Here is a 21,292-nt window from a genome sequence, read left to right on the forward strand (position 1 = left end):
TTTTCCGGTAAGGAGAGGACATGGCCATATCCGCAGCCTCAGCGCCCGACATCTCCGTGGTGGTTCCCGTCTTTGACGAGGAGGGGGCCGCGCCCGGCCTGGCGCGGGAGATCGCCGCCGCCTTCGAGGGCCGCAACTACGAGATGGTCTTTGTCGACGACCGCTCGCGGGACGCCACCGTGGCCGCGCTCACCGCCCTGAAGACCGAGCTGCCCCAACTCCGCGTCCTCAGCCACCGCTCCAATTCCGGTCAGAGCCGCGCGATCCGCACCGGTGTCCTGGCGGCGCGCGGGGCCATCATCGTCACCCTGGACGGCGATGGGCAGAATGATCCCGCCGACGGCCCCAAGCTGGTGGACGCCCTGCTCGCCGGTCCGGCCGACCTCGCCCTGGTGGGCGGCGAACGGGTCAAGCGCCAGGACAGCCAGGCCAAGAAGATCGCCTCGAAGTTCGGCAACGGCGTCCGCAAGCGTCTGCTGAAGGACACCGCCAACGACACCGGTTGCGGGCTGAAGGCCTTTCGCCGAGAAGCCTTCCTGCGGCTGCCCTATTTCGATCACATCCACCGCTACATCCCGGCCCTGATGATCCGCGAGGGTTACCAGGTGGATTTCCGGCCGGTGAACCACCGCCACCGCCAGACCGGCGCGTCGAAATACACCAACTTCGGCCGGTTGATGGCCTCGGTCTCCGACCTGTTTGGGGTGATGTGGCTGCAGACCCGGTCGCGCAATCCGGGCGGGGCCGACGAGGTCTAGCCACCCCAGCCAGGTGAACCATCTTTGCGGGCGCCGCCAAGTCGGCTAACCCTGGTGTATCGCCGGGGGGCCGGCCAAGGGGGTTTCCGCGATGTTCGCCGCGTTTCCGCTGCTGCTGCTGCCGGTGCTGGTCTACAATCTGATTGCGCTCACCTTGACCGGGGGGTTCTCGGCCTTCGACGCCTCGACGCGGATGAACGAGGAACTCTTCGTCATCCAGATGACCTCGCGGGCCGCCTGGCCGGTGAGTCTGGGCGACCTCTTGCTGGCCGCGGCCCTGGTGGTGCTGTTCATCGAGCTGCTGAAATCGACCACCAGCCGGCGGATCGCCATCGTCAATCACTCCCTGTCGATGATCCTGTTCATCGTCTGCCTGGTGGAATTCCTGCTGGCGCCGGCCTTTGCGACCTCCACCTTCTTCCTGTTGACGATCATGGTGCTGCTGGACGTGCTCGCCGGCTTCATCGTCACCATCGTCTCGGCCCGCCGGGACGTGGACTTCAACCCCGACGCCATCTGATCAGATCTAGGTGAGGGCCGTGAAGATCAGGGCCACCACGGCGACGTCGAACATGCGGATAATTGCGAACATGGGGCGCCCCGTTGGGATGGTTACCCAATCGTTCAAGCAAGACCGGCGCCAGAGCCGGGGGGGCTGATGGCCCTCTTCTTCGACGCGGCCTGGTTCGACGCGCAGCTGGCCGAACGCGGCCTCTCAAGGCGCGTGATGGCCGCCGCCGCGGGGATGAGCGAGGCCGATCTCACCCTGGTGTTCAAGGATCAGCGGGAGCTGTCGGCGGGCGAGGTGGCGGCCTTCGCCGAACTGCTGGGCCTCGCTGCGGCTGAGATCGCCCGGCAGGCGGGGGTGTCCACGCCGGTCCCCGGCGGCGGGCCAGAGGCGCGGATCACGGCGCTGGAACGGCGGGTGGCGGCGCTCGAATCCGAGTTGGCCCGGCTTAGACGCTAGATTTCGGTCTTGCCGATGGAGCCCTTGCGGGTGCGGCGGTCAGCCTTGCCGGACCATTCGGTGGCCCCATAGACATTTCTTGCCGCGCCGAGCGTCTCGGGTCCGCCGCGCAGACCGCGGCGTTGGCCGTCCTGGCCCATGAGCTGGGCGCTGAACACGCTGGCGCCCTCGGCCGAGCGGTCGGGAATCGGACGCACCGGCTCGCCCGCGACGATCGCCGGGACGCTGCGGTCCTCGTTGTCGTGGATATCCTCGGAGTCGTCCGTCCGCGCCCGTTGGGCCCGGCGGGCCTGGGCGGCTCTGCGAATGGGGTCGATCGGCGAGGTCATGACGACCTGATCCTGACCCCGCCTTCGTTAAAAAACTGGAGCGTCAGGTTTTCGAGATCAGTTTCTCGATCTGGGCCTGCATCTCCTCCATGCGCCGCTTCATCTCGTCCAGGGCCGCGTCGGCCGCCGGAGCGGGGGCGGGTTCGGGCGGCCGCTGGGCCGCCGTGGGTTCGTCGGTGCGGGTGTAGGCGAAGGGCGAGAACATCTTCATCGCCCGGTCGAACAGGGCCAGGTTCTGGCGGATCTGGTCGTCATAGACCCCGATGCCGGCGCCTTGGCCGAGGGTCGAGAACTGGGTGCGCATCCGCTCCTGCTGCTCGGCGAAGGTCGAGAGCGACAGTTCCAGATAGGACGGCAGGAAGGCCTGCATGGAGTTGCCGTAGAAGCCGATCAGCTGGCGCAGGAACTGGATCGGCAGCAAATTCTGCCCCTCGCGCCCTTCCTCTTCCACGATGATCTGGGTGAGCACCGAGCGGGTGATGTCCTCGTTGGACTTGGCGTCATAGACCACGAAGTGGACGCCCTGCTTGACCATGTCGGCCAGGTGCTCGAGCGTCACATAGGAGCTCGACGCGGTGTTGTAGAGCCGCCGGTTGGCGTACTTCTTGATGACCACGCGGTCTTCGTTGGACTTGCCGCTGTTACCCTGAGCGTCCGCCATCCCAAATCCTTCTTTGAACCCGCCCCCCGCGGCGCGCCCCTATCTTGCGGCGCAGTATCGCGGATGCGAGCGCGTTCGCAAAGCGCGCTGCGGTGGAACGCGAACGATTTCACCCCCTTGCTCATTCGGGAGCGGTTCTCGATAGATAGAGGTTCAAGCGCTTGAAGGAGCCCGCCATGTCCGACGTCGTCATCGTCTCGGCCGCCCGCACCCCGGTCGGATCGTTTAATGGGGCGCTCGCCGCTCTTCCGGCGCATGAACTGGGCAAGATCGCCATCCAGGCCGCCATCGAGCGCGCCGGCATCACCGCCGCCGATGTCGAGGAGGTGATCATGGGCCAGGTGCTGCAGGCCGGCGCCGGCCAGGGCCCCGCCCGCCAGGCCTCCATCAACGCCGGCATCCCGCAGGAAAGCCCCGCCTGGAGCCTAAACCAGCTCTGCGGCTCGGGCCTGCGCGCCGTGGCTCTGGGCGCCCAGCAGATCGCCGACGGCTCGGCCGGCATCGTCATCGCCGGCGGCCAGGAGAGCATGAGCCAGTCGCCGCACGCCTCGCAGCTGCGCACCGGCACGAAGATGGGGGACACCACCTTCGTCGACACCATGATCAAGGATGGTTTGCTGGACGCCTTCCACGGCTACCACATGGGCCAGACGGCCGAGAACATCGCCTCGCGCTGGCAGATCACCCGGGCCGAGCAGGATGAGTTCGCCGTCGCCAGCCAGAACAAGGCCGAGGCCGCCCAGAAGGCCGGCCGGTTCGCCGGCGAGATCGCGCCGGTCACCATCAAGGGGCGCAAGGGCGACACCATTGTCGACCAGGACGAATACATCCGCCACGGCGCCACCCTCGACAGCGTCTCGGGCCTGCGTCCGGCCTTCAACAAGGAAGGTTCGGTCACCGCGGCCAACGCCTCGGGCCTCAATGACGGCGCCGCGGCCCTGGTGCTGATGAGCGCCGAAGAAGCCAAGAAGCGCGGCCTGAAGCCCCTGGCCCGAATCGCCTCCTGGGCGTCGGCCGGCGTCGATCCCGAGATCATGGGCACGGGCCCGATCCCCGCCAGCCGCAAGGCCCTGGAAAAGGCCGGCTGGTCGGTGGGCGACCTTGACCTCATCGAGTCCAACGAGGCCTTCGCCGCCCAGTCGATCTGCGTGGTCCGCGACCTGGGTCTCGATCCGGCGAAGGTGAACGTCAACGGCGGCGCCATCGCCATCGGCCACCCCATCGGCGCCTCGGGCGCCCGCATCCTGACCACCCTGCTGCACGAGATGAAGCGGTCGGGGGCCAAGAAGGGCCTGGCGACGCTGTGCGTCGGCGGCGGGATGGGCGTGGCCATGTGCGTCGAGCAAGTCTAGCCATTCACGCAATACCCAACGCCGGAGCAACCGGCGCGGGAACCGATTTTAGGGAGAAACGGGAATGGCGAGAGTCGCATTTGTCACGGGCGGAACCCGGGGCATCGGCCGGGCGATCTGTGAGCGCCTGAAGGCCGACGGCATGAGTGTCGCGGCTGGCTACTCCGGGAACGAGGAGGCCGCCGCCGCCTGCGCCAAGGAACTGGGCGTCATGGTGGTCAAGGGCAATGTCGGAAGCTTCGAGGACTGCGAGCGGGCGGTGAACCTGGTGACGGCCGAGCTGGGCCCCATCGACGTGCTGGTCAACAACGCCGGCATCACCCGCGACGGCGTCTTCCACAAGATGAAGCCCGAGCAGTGGTCCGAGGTCATCCGGGTCAATATGGATAGCGTCTTCAACATGACCCGCCACGTGATCGAGGGCATGCGCGAGCGCGAGTGGGGCCGGATCATCAACATCTCGTCGATCAATGGCCAGAAGGGCCAGATGGGCCAGACCAACTACTCCGCCGCCAAGGCCGGGGTCATCGGCTTCACCAAGGCTCTGGCCCTGGAGAACGCCCGCAAGGGGGTGACGGTCAACGCCATCGCGCCGGGCTATATCGACACCGAGATGGTGCAGGCGGTGCCCGAGAACGTGCTGGCCTCGATCATCAGCCAGATCCCGGTGGGCCGGCTGGGCAAGGGCGAGGAGATCGCCGACATGGTGGCCTTCCTGGCGGGCGAGCATGCCGGCTACGTCACCGGCTCGACCCTCTCGCTCAACGGCGGTCAGTACATGGCGGGGTAGGGCGCCCGCGCCACACCCCGGGGATCAAGGCGTGTGAAGCTTGAGCCTAGGCCTATTGGCGTCCAAAAAGCGCCCCACTCGTCGAGCATCACACCCCCCTGATGAGAAGCGAAACTCCGGCGCCTGCGTGCAAGCTTGCCTTCGTCACGGCCCTGGCCGTGGCGGGGCTGGCTGGTCCGGCCTGGGCCGGGCCCGCCGACAATCTGCGGGAGAGCCTGTTCGGCCAGCACCCGGCGGCGGGTCGCAACCAGTCGCCGCCGGTCGCCCGCTATGTCAGTCAGGAGGGCGACGTCTTCGTCCTCGACCGCAGCCAGAACCGGCCGCTGCTGAAGTTCCAGGACAGCCCCGAGGTCTGGGCGCTCAAGCCCCAGCCCGCGCCGCGCGGCGACATCATCTACAAGAACGACCTGGGCGAGCCGGTGCTGCGGGCCACCCGCCTGGGGGGCCTGACCCTGTTCACCGAGGACCGGCCCGGCGGGACGGCGGCGGCCCTGGCCGGGGGTGGTCCGGCCCTGCGGCTGCCGGCGCTCGGGCCCCAGCAGCTGCTGGAGCGCCTGGCCCAGGCCAGCGCCCGGGCGACCCGGGCGGCGCGCCGGCTGATCCCCTTCGAGGCCGACGCCTCGCCCGCCTCCTCGGCCCTGGTGGCCGACGCGGCCCTGGTGACCTCCGAGGCGGTGATCCGGATGTCCAAGCGGCCCGGCGGTCCGGCCCTGATCGCCCGCTTCAGCAAGGTCAAGCTGGTGGAGGGGCACAGGCCCAGCGCCTCGGTGCAGCAGGGGGTCATGCGCATCACCATCACCCCCCATGACGGCCTGGCCGGCCGACCCTCCTCCGACCGGATCATGGCGGCTGCCGGCAGTCGCTGACCTGGTGACGGCCGCGGAGGGAAGACAACGCCCTTCCGCGGCCCCGACGCGCCAACCGATCCTTATCCCGTAAGGGCCCGGGCCGGCCGACATAGGCCGACAGGTGACCGTCGAGGTGCCGCCAAGTGTGCGCGCCTAGCCCTTGAAGGCGTCCTTGGCGGCGCGCACCGCGCCGAAGGCCTCGTGCGGGGCCATGCCGGGCTTGAGCAGGGGGGCGCGGAGGAAGGGGTTGGTGGCCTTCTCCAGGCCGATGGTGGTGGGCACGGTCCACTCGCCGCGCTCGCGGGCCGCGAAGATCGCCTCGGCCCGGGTCTTCAGCTCGGGGCTGGCGTCCACCGACAGGGCGAAGCGGGCGTTGGACGCCGTGTACTCGTGGGCGCAATAGACAGCGGTGTCATCGGGCAGGGCGGCCAGGCGCGCCAGGCTGTCCCACATCTGGGCCGGCGTCCCCTCGAACAGCCGCCCGCAGCCCAGCGTGAACAGGGTGTCGCCGACGAAGGCCACCTTGTCGGCCGCGTCGTGGAAGGCGATGTGGCCCAGGGTGTGGCCGCCGGACTCGATCACCGCAAAGCGGGTCTCCCCCAGCTTCACGGTGTCGCCGCCGGCCACCTGGCGGTCGACGGGGGTCAGGCGCTCCACCTCGGCGGGGCCGACGACGGTGGCGCCGGTGGCCGCCTTGATCGCCGCGTTGCCGCCCGCGTGGTCGGGGTGCCAGTGGGTGTTGAGGATCAGATCCAGCTTCCAGCCCAGCTTGGCCAGCTCCGCCAGGATGGCCGGCGCGTCGGGGGTGTCGATGCAGGCGGCCAGGCCGGTGGCGTCATCGCGCACCAGGAAGCCGTAATTGTCCGACAGGCAGGGGAACTGGTGGACGGTGACCGACATGGCGACTTCTCCCGGCGTCTCTTGTCCCTCGGACTTAGGTTGGGGGTCGCGATAAGTCGAGGGCCACCCTAAGTTCCCCCTCATGCGCCGCGATGTCCTCGAGCTCCGCCAGTTCTACGCCTCCAAGCTGGGGCGGGCGGCGCGCGAGATGACGGCGCGCAAGGTGCTGGAGACCTGGGGCGACGGCCATGCGCTCGATATCCTCGGCCTCGGCTACGCCACCCCGTTCCTGGGCGCCCTGCGGCCCACGGCGCGCCGGGTGGTGGCGGCCATGCCGGCTCAGCAGGGGGTGGAGGTGTGGCCGGCCGGCGACCGCAACCTGGCGACGCTGACCGCCGAGGACGCCCTGCCGTTCCAGAACGCGCTGTTTGACCGCATCCTGGCGGTCCACGCCATCGAGGAGAGCCCCGATCCGGTGGGCCTGCTGCGGGAGGTCTGGCGGGTGCTGTCGCCCTCGGGCCGGGTGATCCTGGTGGTGGCGGCGCGCAACGGCCTGTGGGCCAACGCCGAGGCCACCCCCTTCGGCCACGGCCGCCCCTATACGCGGGGCCAGCTGGCCGAACTGCTGCGGGAGGCCGAGCTGGAGCCCTCGGGCTGGACGCGGGCCCTGTACCTGCCGCCGGTCCCCTGGATGGCCGGCTGGGCCGAGGGCTTCGAACAGGCCGGCTCGCGCCTGTGGCCGGGGTTCGCGGGCCTGGTGCTGATGGAGGCGGTGAAACAGACCTTCGCCGTCAAGCCCCGCGCCCACCGCGCCCGGGTCCGGGTGGCGGTCCCGGCCCTCAATCCCCTGCCGGCCGGCCGGGCGCCTGTTTCCCGGGCGCCGCGCCGATCCGACTAGGCCCCCCCTTGGAGTGGGGCCCGGTTCGCCCTAGCTTGAAGGTTCACACGGCCGCCCAGGCGACCAGGAGCGTGACAGCCTGAAGTGGGTACCGGTTCAGGCGCCCGTCACGCTCCCAACATTGGCTCTAGCCGGAGTAACGCCCATGAAAATGATCGTCGCGATCATCAAGCCCAGCCGCCTCGACGCGGTGCTGGACGCCGTCACCGAGGCCGGCGCCTCGGGCCTGACGGTCACCGAGGTGCGCGGCTACGGCCGCCAGCGCGGCAAGACCGAGGTCTATCGGGGCGCCGAGTACGAGGTGAAGCTGCTGCCCAAGGTGAAGCTGGAGATCGCCGTCCCCGACGACATCGCCACCGCCGTCATCGAGGCCGTGTCGCGCACCGCCAACACCGGCAAGATCGGCGACGGCAAGGTCTTCGTGCTCGACCTGGAACAGGCGCTGCGGATCCGCACGGGCGACAGGGACGCGGCGGCGATCGCGGGGTAGTTTCCACCCGCTCATCCCGGCGAAGGCCGGGACCCAGGTGAAATCCACGTCGGTGTTCGCGAAGCCAGACCTCGACCGGCGATAACCTCCAGCCGTGCGGGATGAATCTGGGTCCCGGCCTTCGCCGGGATGAGCGGGGGTAGGGGCGGCGGCGTTCGACCAACCCGTTCGTGTGGTTCGTGGACAGTCCTGAACAGCCTGGGGGCGCCGCGGCCGAAGCCGGAAGGGGTTGACGGTGGTGTGACGGATGTCCCCGAACGCCCGTCACGGATGTCTCCGGTCCGAACACCCGCAGGCGGGAGAGGAGAGTTCAGCGGCAGGCTTCCAGTGGTCCCTCCTCTCCCCCTTCGCGGGGGAGAGGGTAGGGTGAGGGGGCCGTTGGAGGGGGGCTGTCCCCATACGAGCTTTGCGGCCCGAGAGAACTCATGGGGCGATCCGCGGCTGGCCGGGTAACATGGTCTGATCACCCCTTGTGAGGCGCGGCATGGCTGGGAAGACTATGACCTGGATCGCCGGCGCCGGTGTCGTGGCCGCGTTGGTCACGGGGGGCTTTTATGCGGGCCATGGCGCCGCGCAGCGGGAGTCCTCCGACACCCAGGTCAGGAGCCTCGGCGTCTTCAGTCAGCAGACGGAACGTGTCCTGGCCGCGACGGTCACCAACCTCCAGGCCGAGAACCGGCTGGTGGTCTACCAGTATACCGGCGACGTCCGCGTGGCGGCGGAGAAGTCCGACCTGGGAGGCTTGCTGAAGACCAGCCAGGAACTCACCGTTCCGGCCACGGTCAGCTACTTCGTGGACATGTCGCGACTGCGGCCGGAGCACCTCACCTTCGACAAGGAGACGCAGACGGTTCACGTGAAGCTGCCGCCGCTGATGATCGGTGATCCCGCCTTCCAGCCGGAGCGCGCGCGGGCGGCGAACGGCGGGTTGCTGACCCTGAACGCCGATGTCGTCCAGGACCTCAACCGGGTGAACTACAGGTCCGCGCGCAGGGCGTTCGTGCGGCAGGCGCAACAGCGACAGTTCGTGGACCTGGCCCGGGATCAGGCGCGGAAGAATGTCGAAGCCTATTTCGAGATTCCCCTGCGGGTGGTCGGATCGCCGAACATCAAGGTCACGTCGTCGTTCTAGTTGAGCGTGGGCCTGAGGCTCTCGGCGGCTCACCGTGAAAGCGCGATTGCGTGCGCCCTCACCGTGAGCCCCGCGAATACCTATTCGTGCTCGCCGTCCGCGCGCCGTGCCGAGGCGGGCGCGAAGAGAGACGGTCTCTTTTCCGCGGCCGTGTAGGTGGCGACGGTGATGGCGGCCGCCGCGATCAAGGCGATGTGGCCGACCAGGCTGATGGCGAGGAATGTATAGCTGCCGATGGCGATCGCAAAAGACGCGGCCCACATCCAGCCCAGAACCTGGAGGATCATGTGCCGCGTCGGGATGTCCTGAACATGGCGAAGGGGATTTACGTTGTGGTTGAACACATAGTTCCAGGCAAATACGACGAGTCTTCTCATGACTGTTCCCCTTGATTTGTTGATGCAAATTGATCTGTTTTTCCGGGCGAGGGACCATCAGACCCGTCTGTGAGGGTCGCGCGGGCCCGCCAGGCTTCAATGGCCGGTCCGATGGACGCCAGCTCCCGCAGCACGTGGACGCCTGGCTTGGGACGCAGGCCGGAGCAAGCGCCGCCAGCCCATATCTCGGTGGTCCCGGGCACAAGGCCCCGGAGTTCGGCGAGCCCGGCTGACGCCTGGGCCGCGGGAATTATGGCCGAGAATGACAGGGCCAGGATGTCGGCCTTGTGCGCCCTCGCGGCCGCGGCGATTTCAGGAATCGGCGTCTGAACCCCAAGAGAAACGCCAAGGCAGCCCTGCAGGGTGAACATCGCCTCGGCCATCATCAGGCCCAGGGCATGGGGTTCCTGCGGGAAGGTGCCGAACAGGACGCGCGGGCGAGCGCGCGGGAAACCAGATCCCTGGCTGGCGTTGATGGCGCTGCGCAGCACCGTCGTGAACTGTTCGGTGAAGAAGTGTTCCTGATGGATCTCGAGCCCCCCCCGCGACCAGGCTAAACCTATCGCTTCCACCAGCCGCGGACCGGTGACGGACGCGAACGCCCCCAGCCCTGCTCGCAGGACCATCGCGTTCAGATGATTTCGCAAGCCGACGGCGTCATGGGCCCTCAGGAGTTCGAGCACCTGTTTCGCCTCGTGGGCGGTGGGCTGATCATCGGGCCCGCCGACCTTCTCCAGAAGTTTCTTCAACTGGTCATCCGGCAGCCCGACGACTTTCCCGGGACGATGGCCCGCGATCACCAGACGGCGCAGCAGACGAAGGGTCGCGACCTGATCGGCCGGGTAGAGCCGTTCGTCCTGCTTGTCCCTCAGGGGGTTCGGGAACCCGTAGCGACGCTCCCAAACCCGCAAGGTATCCTTCGGCAGGCCGCAATCCCGCTCAACCGAGGCGATGTTCATGGGCGCCGCCGGCTCGATGGATGTCGTATTTGTCGTGGACAATGCGGAGTTCATGCCTAGACATTCTTCCATGATGGCGTATTTGTCCAGGACAAAATGGAGATACACCGATGGAGAGGATGTCGACCATGTCCGGATCGGACCCGAGGCCAGGCGAGCTCACCGTCTGGTACGACGGCGACTGCCCAATCTGCACAGCTGAAATCGGACTGATGCGGAGGCTCGACAGCAGCTCGGCGATCGCCTTCGTCGACCTGAGCCTGGCCGGGGGGTGTCCGACCGATCGCGCCGCCCGCCTGGCCCGTCTGCATGCCCAGCCGCGCGGCGGGGCCATGGTCTCTGGCGCGGCGGCCTTCGTGGCCATGTGGCGCGTGCTTCCAGGCCTTCGCCCCCTCGCGGCTCTGGCCTCGCCACCGCCTGTCCAGTGGCTTCTGGAACGCGCCTACCTGGTCTTTCTAAAGGTTCGCCCGAGCCTGCAGGCGATCGCGCGATGGTTCATCGCCCGTCAGCAAGCGGGCCGTCCCTGAGGCCTGCGGCCGGACCGGTCGCCCGTCGCAGGGCGCGCTGCAGGTCGTTCATGCGGAACGGCTTGCGCAGGATGATCGGGTCCACCCCAGCGTTATCTTGAATGGCCTGGGTGTCGGCGAAGCCGCTGGCGAAGACGATGGGCAGGGACGGCCAGGCGCGCCGCGCCTCGAGGGCCACCTCGGCGCCGTTCATCCCGGGCATGGCGAAGTCGAGGAGCAGCACGTCCGGCGCCTCGACCTTCAGCATCGAGAGCGCCGAGGGCCCGTCGCTGGCCTCGGTCACCCTGTGGCCCAGGGACTCGAGCACCTTGACGATGATGGTTCGGTGATCCTGGTCGTCGTCGACGATCAGCACCTTCAGGGGCGAAGGCGGCGCATCCTCCAGCCCCGCGTCGGCGGGGCCCGGCCGAACCGGACTGCGCTGCGTGCAGGGAAGATAGACGCGTACGCAGGTTCCCTTGCCGGGAGCGCTCTCGATGCGGACGGCTCCGCCAAACTGCCGGGCGCTGCCGTAGATCTGGGCCAATCCGAGCCCGGTTCCCTTGCCGACCGGCTTGGTGGTGAAGAAGGGCTCCATCGCCCGCCGCAAGGTTTCCTCATCCATGCCGGCGCCGGTGTCGCGGACGGCGACCACGACATAGTCGCCCTGGGCCAGCTCGGGGTCGGCGACGACATGTTGAACAGATGTGCCGACGGTCAGGCTGCCGCCGGTCGGCATGGCGTCGCGGGCGTTGATGGCCAGGTTCAACAGCATCATCTCCACCTGGGTGGAGTCGGCGAGCACCGCGGCGGGCGTCGGGTTGAGGTCCAGGGTCAGGACGATCGCCGGCCCCAGGGCGCGCGCGAGCATCTCCCGAATGTCGTCGATGACGTCGCAGACGAGGAGGGGTTGCAGCTGGAGGCTCTGCGAGCGCGAGAAGGCGAGCAGCTGGGAGGTGAGTTTGGAGCCGCGTTCGGCGGCCTGAATGCCCGCCTCGGCCAGGTGGCGGACGCGGTCGGGGTCGTTGGCGCGCCGGCTGATGAGGTCGAGGGAGCCAACCACCGCGCCAAGCACATTGTTGAAGTCATGGGCCAGACCCGACACCAGCTGACCGATGGCTTCCATCTTCTGGCTCTGCTGGAGCGCGTCCTGGGTCAGGCGCAGCTCGGCGGTGCGCGCCTCCACACGCGCTTCGAGCGTCGCGTTCAGTTCACGCAGCCTCGCCTCGACGGCTTCCCGCTCAATGACCAGCCGCGTTCGCTCGGCGAGCTCCTCCATGAAGGCGATGTCCTCGGCATGCCAGCGGCGAGGGAAACGGGCGTTCAGGTAGACGATGGTCCGCAGACGGCCGTCGCGCACAAAGGGCACCACCAGGATCGAGCGGGTGTCGACGTCCCGGGCGGTGTCGCGGGTCCGCGCCTCGTCGCTCAGGTCCGCCGTCAGGAGGTCCTCGACCACAACGGTTTCCCCGGCCATGAGCGCCGCGACGATCTTGACCCCGAAGGCCGCCGCCGGTAAGCGCCCGAGCAGCGGGGCCACCTGCCCATCGGTCCAGCAGACGTCATAGGTGAAGACATCCTCCACCGGATCAAGCTGGCCATAACCTGTCCGGCTGACCCCGAAGTGCTCGCCCATGAGCGCGGCCACTTCGTGGAGGGCCTCGACGGAACTGCCGTTGCGAAGGATGTCTGCGACCCTCAGCCGCAAAGCGGTCCGCGCCGCGCGACGGGCGAGACGATCAAAGAGCCCCTGGAGCCGGGCGCTCGCCAGGGTCAGCAGCAGGATCAGCGCCGTCATCGCGCTGACCGCGACGCCGAGATAGGTCTGGTAGACCGTGGCCAGGCCGCCCGCCGCGCCGGCCGAGGCGTCGTGGGTGAAGCTGGCCGCATGCATGCCGGCATAGTGCATGCCCGAAATCGCGCCCCCCATGAGCACGGCGGCCACAAGCCTTTGGCCAAGGGTCTGATCGCGGGACGCCAGCCAAACCGCCGCCGTGGCCGCCCCGAGCGCGATCAGCACCGAGACCGCGACCCATGCCGGATCGTAGCGAATGTGCGCATCCATCCGCATCGCCGTCATCCCGAGGTAATGCATGGCGACGACGCCGCAGCCCATGAGCAGGCCGGCGACGATGGTGCGGCCCGGGACGGGGGCGGGCCACGCCATGACCGTGAAGCCGGCGCCGGTGAAGAGAACCGCGAGAGCCAGAGAGGCCAGGGTGAGTCCCAGGTCGTAGCCGATCTGGACGCCCGGGAGACTCAAGGCGAGCATGGCGACAAAGTGCATCGCCCAGATGCCGCCGCCCAGGGCCACGGCGGCGGCGCACAGCCACAGGCCGCGGGCCCTCCCATCGGAGGTTCGGATCCGGCTGGCGACATCCAGCGCCGTGAACGACGCGAGGATGGCGATCAGGATCGACAGGACGACCAAAACCGCATTGTGGGCGCCTGGAACGGCCATCGGCGAAGTCATGGCCGGCACATTTTCATAGGCAGGTTGGCGGCGCAACACGGCGTACCTGCCGGAGAAATCTGGTGACGATCCGCCCGGAGCAAAGACGCTCCAACCGTCAAGCCCCTCGCGGACTCGACCCGAACGCGGTCTCAGGCGCCGGGGACGGCTGATTTCCTACGGCGTCACCCAACTCCGGCCCTGGCTCCCGGCAGGGCGGGCCCGGCGGGCGGAAATTCGCAGAGGAAGAGGGCGCCGCCGCCGGGCGCGTTCTGGGCGGTGACGGCGCCGCCGTGCGCCTCGACGATCGCCCGGACGATCCCCAAGCCGAGGCCCGCGCCGGTGTCGCCCGACCGCGACCGGCGCCAGAAGCGGTCGAACATCTTCTCGGCCTCGCCGGGCGCCAGGCCGCCGCCATGGTCGCGAACCGACAGGCGAGGTCCCGGCCCGACGATCACCTCGATGGGCCGGCCGGGCGGCGTGTGGCGGATCGCGTTCTCCACCAGATTGCGCAGGGCGCGGCCCAGGGCCTCGCCGTGGCCGCGGATGGGGCTGTCCCCCTGGTCGACGAGCTGGATGTCGTGACCGCAGGCAAAGGCGTGGGGGGCGATCTGGGTCACGGTCGCCGCCGCCAGGTCATGCAGCGAGATCTCCTCCGGCAATTCCGTGGGCAGGACGTCGGCCTGGGCCTGATCCAGCATCTGATTGACCAGGCGGGTCATGGCCTGGATATCTTCGCCGAGGCGGGACTTGCCGGGGCTGTCGGGCAGGGCGTCGATCCGTAGGCGGAGCACCGACAGGGGCGTGCGCAGCTCGTGCGCCGCATCGGCCGTGAAGCTCTTCAGCAGCAGCATGGCGTGCCGCCATCGATCCAGGGCCCGGTTCACCGCGCTGACCAGGATCCCCACCTCGTGAGAGCCCTGCAGCGCCGAGAGGCGGGCGTCCATCCGGCTGGGGTCGAGCCCGTCGACCTCGCGGGCCGCGGCTTCCAGGGGCGCCAGCATGCGCCGCACCACCTGCAGGCTGAAGACCAGCAGCAGCAGGGTGAGCGGCACCAGGGGCAGGGCCACATGCTCCAGCAGTTCCTGGCCGATCACCGGCCCGTAGGCGGCGCCGCCGGAGACATTGGCCTCGATCAGGATCCAGTAGGGGCCGGCCTGGCCGCTGAACCGGCGCGCCCCGGTGACCTGGGTTCCCGAGCTGGCGATGTTGCGCCGGGTCCAGTCGAGGGTGGAGGCGTCGGGCCACATGGAGAGGGGCTGCGGCGACGGGTTCTGTCGCTGCAGCACCGGCCGCAACTGGGCGTCGACGACGATGATGTTCCAGGTCGAGACCCCGATCGGATCGGGCAGGTCGGCCACCGATTGCGGGGACACAGCCAGGGCCCGGTCCACGCGGTGGGCCTGCTGCTCGATGAAGTCCTCGGCCAGGGCCTGCCGGTCGAAGGCGTACATCGAGACCACGATGGCCACGTCGAGCAGGGCGAAGATCGCCATCAGGGCGGTGAGCCGGACGGCGATCTGGCGCAGCAGGCTGGGCGCGCGCGGGGGCGCCTTGATCGCCTCAGTCATGGGAGCCCCGCCGAGGCCTGGCCGGCCATCAGGGCGTAGCCCACGCCATGGGCGGTCCTCAGGGTGAGATCGGCCTTCGCAGCCGTCAGCCGTTTGCGCAGCCGCGAGACGGCGACCTCCAGGGCGTTGGGCGAGACCTCAGCGTCCAGGGCGTAGAGCTGGTCCTCAAGCAGGGTCTTGGCCACCACCTGGCCGGCCCGGCGCAACAGGTGCTCCAGCAGCGCCAGCTCCCGGGGCGGCATCGCCACCGGCGCGCCCGCCACCTGTAGGCTGCGATTTGTGGTGTCGAGGGCGACATTTCCGGCCTGCAGGACGACCCCCAGGCAGGCGCCGGGGCGACGCAGGAGGGCGCGGCAGCGGGCGGCCAGCTCGGCGATGTCGAAGGGCTTCACCAGATAGTCGTCGGCCCCGACGTCGAGGCCGGCGATCCGCTCCCCCAGGCCGCCGCGCGCCGTCAGGATCAGGATCGGCACGCTGTCGCGGTTGCGGCGCAGGCGCCGGACCAGGTCCAGGCCGTCACCGTCGGGCAGGCCAAGGTCCAGCAGGATCAGATCATAGGCCGCCAGGCCGCGGGCCTCGAGGCCGTCCTCCAGGGTCTCGCACCAGTCGACGACAAAGCCGTCCTGGCGGAGGCCATCGACCACCAGGGCGCCCAGACGCGCATTATCCTCAATCAACAGCAGGCGCATGACAGACGTCGTTTCCCCTGGGCGCGCGCTTCAGGCCGGTCACCATAGCCAGAACAAGGTTCTCACGGTGACGCCAGCTTTCAATGAGCGCGGCCAGGACATGGAGGATCGCCATGACCAGGATGGTGTTGGCCAGGGCCTCATGCAGGGTCTCCACCCAGCGCAGGCCCCAGAAGGCGTCGAGCCCCATCATCCAGCCGGTGACGCCGCAGGCGCTCACCAGGGCGATCAGGGCGAGCATCATCAGGGCGCCGGCCGGATTGTGGCCGACATAACGCGGCTCGCGGCCGCGGGCCAAGGCCAGCAGGTAGCCGCTCAGCCGCCGGGGCGTGGGGGTGAAGTCGGAGAACCTGGCGTGCTGCGCGCCGACGAATCCCCAGACCAGCCGCACCGCGACGGCCGCCAGGATGGCGTATCCGACGTAGCGATGCACCGACTTCAGCTCCCGCAGGACCGTGAGGTTGGCGATGCAGCCCAGGGCCAGGGTCCAGTGGAACAGCCGCACGACCGGGTCCCACACCTTGACGCGCGCCGGGGGGGATGGCGGCGTCAAGGTGTCCGGCCTTGGGGGGTTAAGCCCAGGACGGTGCGGGCCATCGGCTAGTCCTCGTTGTTCTGGACGACCGCGCCGGTGACGGGGTTGAAGTAGACCTCGGCCTTCTTGCCGGCCTTGTTGAAAGCGTAGATCTCGTAACAGCTGCCGCTGACCTGGAAGACCTTGATCCTGGTGTAGCCGAGGGCGGCGATCTTGGTCTTCATCTGGGCCTCGCTCAGCCATTTGGCCTTGGGGGCGGTGGTGCAGGCCGGCGACGCGGCGGCGCTGGCCGCGGTGGCCAGGACGGCGGCGGCGACGGCGGCGGGGATCAGGAACTTTCGCATGGGGGGCTCCGGTTGCGGGCTATGAAGCGGCTGCTCCATGACCCTGATCCTGGGGGTTTGACCTGACAAAGACCTGACGGCCCTGGCCCGGCGAGGCTTGGCCGCCGTCAGGTTTTCGTCAGGCGCAGGGGGCAGAGTGCCGCTCAGCACGCCCCGCCAAGCCCAGCCCCCCCTTCCCCTGTCACTGGAGAAAACGGCCATGCCCGCCATGTCGCGCCTTCGGGCCTATCACGCGCTGCTCGCTGTCCTTGTGGTCGCGGCCTATTTCAGCACCGAATGGGGGTCGGCCCACGCCTGGCTTGGTTACGGTGTCGCCGCGGTGATCGCCTTGCGCCTGGTGATGGCGCTGACCGGCGCCCACCAGCTGGGGCTGATGCGGTTCTATCCGCATTTCCAGGGCCTGAAGGTCGACAACGCCTTCACCCATCCCGCCATCAGCCGGGTGTTGCTGGTGGGTATCGCCGTGTGCCTGATTGGCGTCACCGCGACGGGCATCGCCATGGACGGAGGGCGCAGCTTGGGCGTGAACCCGCCGGTCGCGTCATCCACCGACCCGATCCGAGCCGCCGGCGACACCCATGATGAGGCGGAAGAGGACGACGAGGACGACGAGGGCGAGGAGGGCGAGGAGGGCGAAGAGGGCGGGCCGCTCGGCGAGGTCCATGAGCTGTTCGGCAATGGGCTGATGCTGCTGGTGGTGTTGCATGTGAGCTACCTGTTCCTCTTCAAGCGGCCCCTCGCGCGGTTCATGCTCTTCGCCGCGGCGAAGACGAAGTCACAACCCTTGCCCTGAACTCGCCTGCCCGGCGCCACGGGAAGAGCGCCCCTACCGCAGTTCACCGCAATTACGCCGCCCTCCCGGTAGAGGAAGTGGGGCGTGATGACGTTCGTGTTTCCCGTTCTGAAGCCGCCCTCCGCGCAGGCCCGGGCCCTCGCGGGCTTCGGCTCGCTGCTGCTCGACGCGGCGCTCGTGGCGGTGCTGCTGTTCATGTTCGTCGATCGGACGGCCCCGCCGCAGGACCTGCCCTGGAAGCCCTTCTCCCTCAACCAGCCGATCGGCCTGGCGACCTCGGGCAAGCTGGCGCGGATCGCCGTCGATCCGGCCCGGTGCAAGGCGGCCCTGGCTGCGGGTGAGGTCGCCTTCACCGCGACGCCGGCAAGGCGCGACGGCTTCTGCTCGAAACTTGACGCCGGCCAGGTGGGGGGCGGGGGCCTGTCGCCCGCGGGGCCGGTGATGACCTGCAGGGAGGCCCTGGCCTTCACGCTCTGGAACCGCCAGGTGCTGCGCCCCGCCGCGCGGGAGATCCTGGGCGCCGAGGTCGCGGCCATCGACCACTATGGGACCTATGCCTGCCGCCGGGTCTACGGCCAGGACTCAGGCCGGGTCAGCGAGCATGCCCACGCCAACGCCTTCGATTTCGCCGGCGTGCGGCTAAGCGACGGCCGCCGGGTGACCGTCGCCGCCCACTTCGACGATGAGGGCGCGCGCGGCCGGTTCCTGCGCGCGGCGCGCGACGGGGCCTGCAAGGTGTTCCGGGTGACGCTGAGCCCGGACTACAACGCCGCCCACCACGATCACCTGCACCTGGACATGGGTCGGTTCCGCACCTGCCGGTGACGCAAGGAACCGGCGCGCGTTGAGCCTCAGGTTCCGAGGCGTTCGGGATCGACCTTCAAGGTGACCACCAGGCCGGCCTCGAGCCAATCGTACTTGATCGCGCCGCGCAGATGGCCGTTGACGCTGCGCTCGATCAGCTTGCTGCCGTAGCCCTTGGGTTCCTCGGGCGCCTTGACCAGGGGGCCGCCCGTCTCGGTCCAGACGATGGTCACCGCTTCGTCGTGTGCGGAGCAGGAGACGTTGAGCATGCCCGTATCGACCGACAGGGCGCCATACTTCAAGGAGTTGGTCGCCAGCTCGTGGACGATCAGGGCGACGATCGTGGTGGCCGACTCGCCGACGCTCATGCGTGGCACCGAGACCCGAATGCGGCCGCTGAACGCGCCCAGATCATCGTAGGGCGCCAGCAACACGGTCAGCAGGTCCCCGAGCAGGGCGGAGGGGGCTTCGGTCTGGCCGGCCACCGGACGCACCAGGTCGTGCGCGCGGCCGAGCGCCGTCAGCCGCAGCGTCAACTCGCGCGCCATGTCCTCGACGGTCTTGGTGGAGCGCGAGGTGATGGCCGTCAGTCCAGAGGCGATGGCCAGGAGGTTCTTGACCCGGTGGCTCATCTCGCCGGCCAGCAGCTCGCGGCCCTCCTCGGCCTGCTTGCGGCCGGTGACGTCGATGAAGATGCCGAACATGACCCGCTGGACCATGCCGGCGTCATCGCCCTGACCCCGGGCCGAGATCCATTTGAGCTCCTCGCCGACCAGGATGCGGAAGTCGATTTCAAAGGCGCCGGTGACCGCCCGCGTCGCGTTGAAGGCCGCCCGGACCCGGTCGCGATCGTGGGGGTGAATGTGGGCCGACAGATCCTCAAAGGTGACGTCGCGGCCGCGCGGGACGCCCCAGAGGTCGTAGGAGTGATCGTCCATGGCCAGGGCGTCGGTGTCGACATTCCAAGACCAGAGGGTGACCCCGGCCGAATCGATGGCGCGCACCAGGTTCTTCGGCTCCCAGAGCAGGGGCTTCAGCTTATCGGGCGTCGTCGTCATGGGGCTCCTGGGGTGCTGAGGCGGCATGTCACCATGCGCGCTCTCGGGGCCTCTCTAATTCAGCTTTGATGAACAGCGTCTGTCACGCGCCAAGCGTCGCCAGGGTTCTAGCTCGTCACTTGCGCGTCGTCACCGTGACGATGAGCGCGCGGCTTGTGAGTGCGAGACGACCCGCGGCTCGCAATCCCGGGCGCACAGGATCAGGAGGTCCGTCCCGAACTGGAATTAAGACTCTGTTCATCCGCAGCCAGCGCCGGAACGGCTTGTATCGCTCAGGTTTCGCGCCGACCCCGACCGCCTCACGGCCTGACTATCCCGAAATAAGCTATTCTTAAGCTTTCCCGAGCTTGGTGAGCCGCGGGCGCGAGCCCGGCATCTTGGCATGGGAGACGGGTATCATGGCTGGACTCGAGATCGTCGCGTTTGGGTCGGACGACATAGACAACGTGCTGAAGAACAAGTCGGCCGCCGAGATCGACAAGCTCGCCTTCGGGGCCATCCAGCTGGATCGGACCGGGCGCGTGCTTCAGTACAATGCGATGGAGGGCGAGATCACCGGGCGCGATCCGCGCGCCACGCTTGGAAAAAGCTTCTTCACGGAAGTCGCGCCCTGCACGAACAAGCCGGCGTTCAAGGGCGAGTTCGACAAGGGGGTCGCCACCGGCGCGCTGAACAAAATCTTCGAGTACACCTTCGACTACAACATGAAGCCCACCAAGGTGCGTGTGCACATGAAGAAGGCGTTGATCGACGATACTTACTGGGTCTTCGTCAAGCGGGTCTGAGCCGACGGGAATTTTGGGCGATGCCGGGACCGGAGACATGGTGGCGCGACACCGAGGCGTTGCACCGCTACGTCGTTGACTTGGTCCATGACGAGCTGACGCGTCTTCGCCCCGGCGCCCTGCCCCCCGCCCGTCCCTGGGACAGCGCGCTTGGCCTTGTCGATTCGACCGGCCTGGCGTGCGACTCGCTGGAATTGCTCAACCTGGCCAGCGCGGTGGCAGAAGCCGTGCAGATGCACCGGGCGGGCGTTGAGGACTATCTGCTGGCCCGCCGGACGATCGGCGACTGGGTCGATATCGTCGCCGCCGGCCTTGAACGTTTTTCCGACGAGCTGACCTTTCGCACCTCAGGAACGACCGCAGAGCCCACGGCGCGCCTGCATGAGCTGGTGAGGCTCGCGCAGGAGATCGAGGAGCTGGCGCCGCTGTTCCCGGGTCGCCTTCGTATCCTCAGCGCGGCGCCGGCCCATCACATCTACGGCTTTCTCTTCTCGATTCTGCTGCCGCAGCGGCTCGCCGCCCCGGTGGTCGACATCCGGGCGCGATCGCCGACCAGCGTCGGCGCGATGCTCCGGGACGGCGACCTCGTGATCGGACACCCGGCCTTCTGGACGGCGTACGTCCGGGCCGGGGTCTCCACGACATCCGACGTGATCGGCGTCACCTCGACGGGGCCATGTCCTGCCGATGTGGCGAGCGCGGTCACCGAGCGGGGCGTAACCCGGTTGGTGGAAATCTATGGGTCCTCGGAAACTGCGGGCCTGGCCGTTCGCGAGCATCCTGAGGCCGCGTTTCGCCTGTTCTCCTACTGGAGTCGCGGCCACGACGACTCGACACTGGCGCGCACCCTTTCCGACGGATCGGTGGCGGCGGCGGCGGCTCCCGATCACCTGGCCTGGTGCGACGATCGATGTTTCCGGGTGGAGGGGCGGCGCGACCATGCTGTCCAGGTCGGCGGGGTCAATGTGTCGCCGGAGTTGGTCGCTCGGCGCCTGCGCGAACATCCGATGGTGCGGGACGCGGCCGTGCGCCTGATGCGGCCGGAGGAGGGCGCGCGCCTGAAGGCCTTCATCGTGCCGGTCGAGGCGCCGCAGGATGTGGTCACGCTCCGGCGCGACCTGGCGGCCTGGTGCGACGCCAAGTTCAGCGTTCCCGAGCGCCCCAAGGCGTTCAATCTTGGTCCGGAGATTCCGAGGGGCGCCCTGGGCAAGCCTGCGGACTGGTCGGTTTTCGCAGAAACAGAGCCCGGCGAAGAGGCATCAGGCGGCTAAGCGCCACACCCTGTCGATTTTCGCCCCGCCCGTTCGTCGTTTCACTGCGGCGGCGAGAGGCCGGCCGAGACAGGGAGAGCGAA

The 21,292-nt window shown here is 68.6% G+C and carries 25 protein-coding genes; 14 read left to right on the forward strand and 11 right to left on the reverse strand.

All coding sequences use genetic code 11. The features are described from left to right. The first annotated feature begins 20 nt into the window (after nt 1–20). From Q8N10_RS07165 to Q8N10_RS07175, 3 genes are all read left to right on the forward strand, one after another. Complete coding sequence (locus Q8N10_RS07165) at nt 21–758, forward strand: glycosyltransferase family 2 protein (protein ID WP_304776930.1); 738 nt, start codon at nt 21–23, stop codon at nt 756–758. Nucleotides 759–849: 91 nt separating this feature from the next. Then, nucleotides 850–1,278 carry a hypothetical protein gene (locus tag Q8N10_RS07170; protein ID WP_304776931.1) on the forward strand — a complete coding sequence of 143 codons (429 nt, stop codon included), beginning with the start codon at nt 850–852 and terminating at the stop codon, nt 1,276–1,278. 138 nt (nt 1,279–1,416) lie between these two features. After that, complete coding sequence (locus tag Q8N10_RS07175) at nt 1,417–1,725, forward strand: helix-turn-helix domain-containing protein (protein ID WP_304776932.1); 309 nt, start codon at nt 1,417–1,419, stop codon at nt 1,723–1,725. Here Q8N10_RS07175 and Q8N10_RS07180 read toward each other — a convergent pair. Together Q8N10_RS07180 and phaR are read right to left on the reverse strand one after the other, a co-directional pair. Beyond that, nucleotides 1,722–2,054, reverse strand: coding sequence for a hypothetical protein (locus Q8N10_RS07180; RefSeq protein WP_304776933.1), 333 nt, complete (start codon nt 2,052–2,054; stop codon nt 1,722–1,724). The genes Q8N10_RS07175 and Q8N10_RS07180 overlap by 4 nt on opposite strands. Nucleotides 2,055–2,097: 43 nt before the next feature. Then, complete coding sequence (phaR, locus tag Q8N10_RS07185) at nt 2,098–2,715, reverse strand: polyhydroxyalkanoate synthesis repressor PhaR (RefSeq protein WP_304776934.1); 618 nt, start codon at nt 2,713–2,715, stop codon at nt 2,098–2,100. A gap of 176 nt (nt 2,716–2,891) precedes the next feature. On the opposite strand from phaR, the gene Q8N10_RS07190 reads away from it, so the two are divergent. The 3 genes from Q8N10_RS07190 (at nt 2,892) to Q8N10_RS07200 (ending at nt 5,723) form a co-directional block, all read left to right on the forward strand. Beyond that, nucleotides 2,892–4,067: an acetyl-CoA C-acetyltransferase gene (locus Q8N10_RS07190; RefSeq protein ID WP_304776935.1), complete on the forward strand. Its 1,176-nt coding sequence runs from the start codon at nt 2,892–2,894 to the stop codon at nt 4,065–4,067. A gap of 64 nt (nt 4,068–4,131) precedes the next feature. Next, nucleotides 4,132–4,857, forward strand: coding sequence for a beta-ketoacyl-ACP reductase (locus Q8N10_RS07195; RefSeq protein WP_304776936.1), 726 nt, complete (start codon nt 4,132–4,134; stop codon nt 4,855–4,857). 101 nt (nt 4,858–4,958) lie between these two features. Continuing rightward, the gene (locus Q8N10_RS07200; RefSeq protein WP_304776937.1) at nt 4,959–5,723 is read left to right on the forward strand and encodes a DUF4908 domain-containing protein; all 765 of its coding nucleotides are present in this window, start codon (nt 4,959–4,961) and stop codon (nt 5,721–5,723) included. 135 nt (nt 5,724–5,858) lie between these two features. Here the strand turns inward: Q8N10_RS07200 and gloB are convergent, their stop codons facing one another. Continuing rightward, nucleotides 5,859–6,605 (reverse strand): hydroxyacylglutathione hydrolase, encoded by a 747-nt coding sequence (gene gloB, locus Q8N10_RS07205; protein WP_304776938.1) that lies wholly within the window; start codon nt 6,603–6,605, stop codon nt 5,859–5,861. Nucleotides 6,606–6,687: 82 nt separating this feature from the next. Between gloB and Q8N10_RS07210 the strand changes: the two genes are divergently transcribed. The 3 genes from Q8N10_RS07210 (at nt 6,688) to Q8N10_RS07220 (ending at nt 9,065) form a co-directional block, all read left to right on the forward strand. Beyond that, nucleotides 6,688–7,443, forward strand: coding sequence for a class I SAM-dependent methyltransferase (locus Q8N10_RS07210; RefSeq protein WP_304776939.1), 756 nt, complete (start codon nt 6,688–6,690; stop codon nt 7,441–7,443). 145 nt (nt 7,444–7,588) lie between these two features. Beyond that, nucleotides 7,589–7,933, forward strand: coding sequence for a P-II family nitrogen regulator (locus Q8N10_RS07215; protein ID WP_304776940.1), 345 nt, complete (start codon nt 7,589–7,591; stop codon nt 7,931–7,933). Between the two features lie 484 nt (nt 7,934–8,417). Then, complete coding sequence (locus Q8N10_RS07220) at nt 8,418–9,065, forward strand: DUF4230 domain-containing protein (RefSeq protein ID WP_304776941.1); 648 nt, start codon at nt 8,418–8,420, stop codon at nt 9,063–9,065. Nucleotides 9,066–9,145: 80 nt separating this feature from the next. Here Q8N10_RS07220 and Q8N10_RS07225 read toward each other — a convergent pair whose 3' ends face one another. Beyond that, a complete protein-coding gene (locus Q8N10_RS07225; RefSeq protein ID WP_304776942.1) occupies nt 9,146–9,442 on the reverse strand; it encodes a hypothetical protein in 297 nt (98 codons plus the stop codon). Further along, nucleotides 9,439–10,455, reverse strand: coding sequence for a MerR family transcriptional regulator (locus tag Q8N10_RS07230; protein WP_304776943.1), 1,017 nt, complete (start codon nt 10,453–10,455; stop codon nt 9,439–9,441). Before Q8N10_RS07230 ends, Q8N10_RS07225 begins: the two co-directional genes overlap by 4 nt. A gap of 74 nt (nt 10,456–10,529) precedes the next feature. Here Q8N10_RS07230 and Q8N10_RS07235 point away from each other — a divergent pair, with 74 nt between their 5' ends. Then, a complete protein-coding gene (locus Q8N10_RS07235; RefSeq protein ID WP_304776944.1) occupies nt 10,530–10,928 on the forward strand; it encodes a thiol-disulfide oxidoreductase DCC family protein in 399 nt (132 codons plus the stop codon). Here the strand turns inward: Q8N10_RS07235 and Q8N10_RS07240 are convergent. The 5 genes from Q8N10_RS07240 to Q8N10_RS07260 all read right to left on the reverse strand — a co-directional run bounded on the left by Q8N10_RS07240 (nt 10,897) and on the right by Q8N10_RS07260 (nt 16,498). Further along, on the reverse strand, nt 10,897–13,380 hold the full coding sequence (locus Q8N10_RS07240) for an MHYT domain-containing protein (protein WP_304776945.1): 2,484 nt from the start codon (nt 13,378–13,380) through the stop codon (nt 10,897–10,899). The two genes, Q8N10_RS07235 and Q8N10_RS07240, sit on opposite strands and share 32 nt — an antisense overlap. A gap of 164 nt (nt 13,381–13,544) precedes the next feature. Beyond that, nucleotides 13,545–14,930, reverse strand: coding sequence for a sensor histidine kinase KdpD (locus tag Q8N10_RS07245; RefSeq protein WP_304776946.1), 1,386 nt, complete (start codon nt 14,928–14,930; stop codon nt 13,545–13,547). Beyond that, entirely contained in the window at nt 14,927–15,619 is a 693-nt protein-coding gene (locus Q8N10_RS07250) for a response regulator transcription factor (protein ID WP_304776947.1), read from the reverse strand. The genes Q8N10_RS07245 and Q8N10_RS07250 overlap by 4 nt, the downstream gene beginning before the upstream one ends. Then, nucleotides 15,600–16,172: a cytochrome b/b6 domain-containing protein gene (locus tag Q8N10_RS07255; RefSeq protein ID WP_304776948.1), complete on the reverse strand. Its 573-nt coding sequence runs from the start codon at nt 16,170–16,172 to the stop codon at nt 15,600–15,602. The genes Q8N10_RS07250 and Q8N10_RS07255 overlap by 20 nt, the downstream gene beginning before the upstream one ends. A 47-nt stretch (nt 16,173–16,219) precedes the next feature. Beyond that, nucleotides 16,220–16,498: a PepSY domain-containing protein gene (locus Q8N10_RS07260; protein ID WP_304776949.1), complete on the reverse strand. Its 279-nt coding sequence runs from the start codon at nt 16,496–16,498 to the stop codon at nt 16,220–16,222. Nucleotides 16,499–16,697: 199 nt separating this feature from the next. On the opposite strand from Q8N10_RS07260, the gene Q8N10_RS07265 reads away from it, so the two are divergent. After that, a complete protein-coding gene (locus tag Q8N10_RS07265; RefSeq protein ID WP_304776950.1) occupies nt 16,698–17,291 on the forward strand; it encodes a cytochrome b/b6 domain-containing protein in 594 nt (197 codons plus the stop codon). Between the two features lie 87 nt (nt 17,292–17,378). Beyond that, nucleotides 17,379–18,116, forward strand: coding sequence for an extensin family protein (locus tag Q8N10_RS07270; protein WP_304776951.1), 738 nt, complete (start codon nt 17,379–17,381; stop codon nt 18,114–18,116). Nucleotides 18,117–18,142: 26 nt separating this feature from the next. Here Q8N10_RS07270 and Q8N10_RS07275 read toward each other — a convergent pair whose 3' ends face one another. Next, entirely contained in the window at nt 18,143–19,153 is a 1,011-nt protein-coding gene (locus Q8N10_RS07275) for a sensor histidine kinase (RefSeq protein WP_304776952.1), read from the reverse strand. 398 nt (nt 19,154–19,551) lie between these two features. Between Q8N10_RS07275 and pyp the strand changes: the two genes are divergently transcribed. Beyond that, nucleotides 19,552–19,938, forward strand: coding sequence for a photoactive yellow protein (pyp, locus tag Q8N10_RS07280; protein ID WP_304776953.1), 387 nt, complete (start codon nt 19,552–19,554; stop codon nt 19,936–19,938). A 20-nt stretch (nt 19,939–19,958) separates the two neighbouring features. Next, nucleotides 19,959–21,209: an AMP-binding protein gene (locus Q8N10_RS07285; RefSeq protein WP_304776954.1), complete on the forward strand. Its 1,251-nt coding sequence runs from the start codon at nt 19,959–19,961 to the stop codon at nt 21,207–21,209. Nucleotides 21,210–21,292 lie beyond the last annotated feature (83 nt).

The sequence above is a fragment of the Phenylobacterium sp. genome, assembly GCF_030693625.1.
In the GTDB taxonomy this organism is placed as follows: domain Bacteria; phylum Pseudomonadota; class Alphaproteobacteria; order Caulobacterales; family Caulobacteraceae; genus Phenylobacterium; species Phenylobacterium ferrooxidans.

What these genes read in the sequence shown, in the direction of transcription:
- Q8N10_RS07165 (WP_304776930.1), top strand. Translation starts at nt 21, where the DNA reads ATGGCCATATCCGCAGCCTCAGCGCCCGACATCTCCGTGGTGGTTCCC.
- Q8N10_RS07170 (WP_304776931.1), top strand. Translation starts at nt 850, where the DNA reads ATGTTCGCCGCGTTTCCGCTGCTGCTGCTGCCGGTGCTGGTCTACAAT.
- Q8N10_RS07175 (WP_304776932.1), top strand. Translation starts at nt 1,417, where the DNA reads ATGGCCCTCTTCTTCGACGCGGCCTGGTTCGACGCGCAGCTGGCCGAA.
- Q8N10_RS07180 (WP_304776933.1), bottom strand. Translation starts at nt 2,054, where the DNA reads ATGACCTCGCCGATCGACCCCATTCGCAGAGCCGCCCAGGCCCGCCGG.
- phaR (WP_304776934.1), bottom strand. Translation starts at nt 2,715, where the DNA reads ATGGCGGACGCTCAGGGTAACAGCGGCAAGTCCAACGAAGACCGCGTG.
- Q8N10_RS07190 (WP_304776935.1), top strand. Translation starts at nt 2,892, where the DNA reads ATGTCCGACGTCGTCATCGTCTCGGCCGCCCGCACCCCGGTCGGATCG.
- Q8N10_RS07195 (WP_304776936.1), top strand. Translation starts at nt 4,132, where the DNA reads ATGGCGAGAGTCGCATTTGTCACGGGCGGAACCCGGGGCATCGGCCGG.
- Q8N10_RS07200 (WP_304776937.1), top strand. Translation starts at nt 4,959, where the DNA reads ATGAGAAGCGAAACTCCGGCGCCTGCGTGCAAGCTTGCCTTCGTCACG.
- gloB (WP_304776938.1), bottom strand. Translation starts at nt 6,605, where the DNA reads ATGTCGGTCACCGTCCACCAGTTCCCCTGCCTGTCGGACAATTACGGC.
- Q8N10_RS07210 (WP_304776939.1), top strand. Translation starts at nt 6,688, where the DNA reads ATGCGCCGCGATGTCCTCGAGCTCCGCCAGTTCTACGCCTCCAAGCTG.
- Q8N10_RS07215 (WP_304776940.1), top strand. Translation starts at nt 7,589, where the DNA reads ATGAAAATGATCGTCGCGATCATCAAGCCCAGCCGCCTCGACGCGGTG.
- Q8N10_RS07220 (WP_304776941.1), top strand. Translation starts at nt 8,418, where the DNA reads ATGGCTGGGAAGACTATGACCTGGATCGCCGGCGCCGGTGTCGTGGCC.
- Q8N10_RS07225 (WP_304776942.1), bottom strand. Translation starts at nt 9,442, where the DNA reads ATGAGAAGACTCGTCGTATTTGCCTGGAACTATGTGTTCAACCACAAC.
- Q8N10_RS07230 (WP_304776943.1), bottom strand. Translation starts at nt 10,455, where the DNA reads ATGAACTCCGCATTGTCCACGACAAATACGACATCCATCGAGCCGGCG.
- Q8N10_RS07235 (WP_304776944.1), top strand. Translation starts at nt 10,530, where the DNA reads ATGTCCGGATCGGACCCGAGGCCAGGCGAGCTCACCGTCTGGTACGAC.
- Q8N10_RS07240 (WP_304776945.1), bottom strand. Translation starts at nt 13,380, where the DNA reads ATGACTTCGCCGATGGCCGTTCCAGGCGCCCACAATGCGGTTTTGGTC.
- Q8N10_RS07245 (WP_304776946.1), bottom strand. Translation starts at nt 14,930, where the DNA reads ATGACTGAGGCGATCAAGGCGCCCCCGCGCGCGCCCAGCCTGCTGCGC.
- Q8N10_RS07250 (WP_304776947.1), bottom strand. Translation starts at nt 15,619, where the DNA reads ATGCGCCTGCTGTTGATTGAGGATAATGCGCGTCTGGGCGCCCTGGTG.
- Q8N10_RS07260 (WP_304776949.1), bottom strand. Translation starts at nt 16,498, where the DNA reads ATGCGAAAGTTCCTGATCCCCGCCGCCGTCGCCGCCGCCGTCCTGGCC.
- Q8N10_RS07265 (WP_304776950.1), top strand. Translation starts at nt 16,698, where the DNA reads ATGCCCGCCATGTCGCGCCTTCGGGCCTATCACGCGCTGCTCGCTGTC.
- Q8N10_RS07270 (WP_304776951.1), top strand. Translation starts at nt 17,379, where the DNA reads ATGACGTTCGTGTTTCCCGTTCTGAAGCCGCCCTCCGCGCAGGCCCGG.
- Q8N10_RS07275 (WP_304776952.1), bottom strand. Translation starts at nt 19,153, where the DNA reads ATGACGACGACGCCCGATAAGCTGAAGCCCCTGCTCTGGGAGCCGAAG.
- pyp (WP_304776953.1), top strand. Translation starts at nt 19,552, where the DNA reads ATGGCTGGACTCGAGATCGTCGCGTTTGGGTCGGACGACATAGACAAC.
- Q8N10_RS07285 (WP_304776954.1), top strand. Translation starts at nt 19,959, where the DNA reads ATGCCGGGACCGGAGACATGGTGGCGCGACACCGAGGCGTTGCACCGC.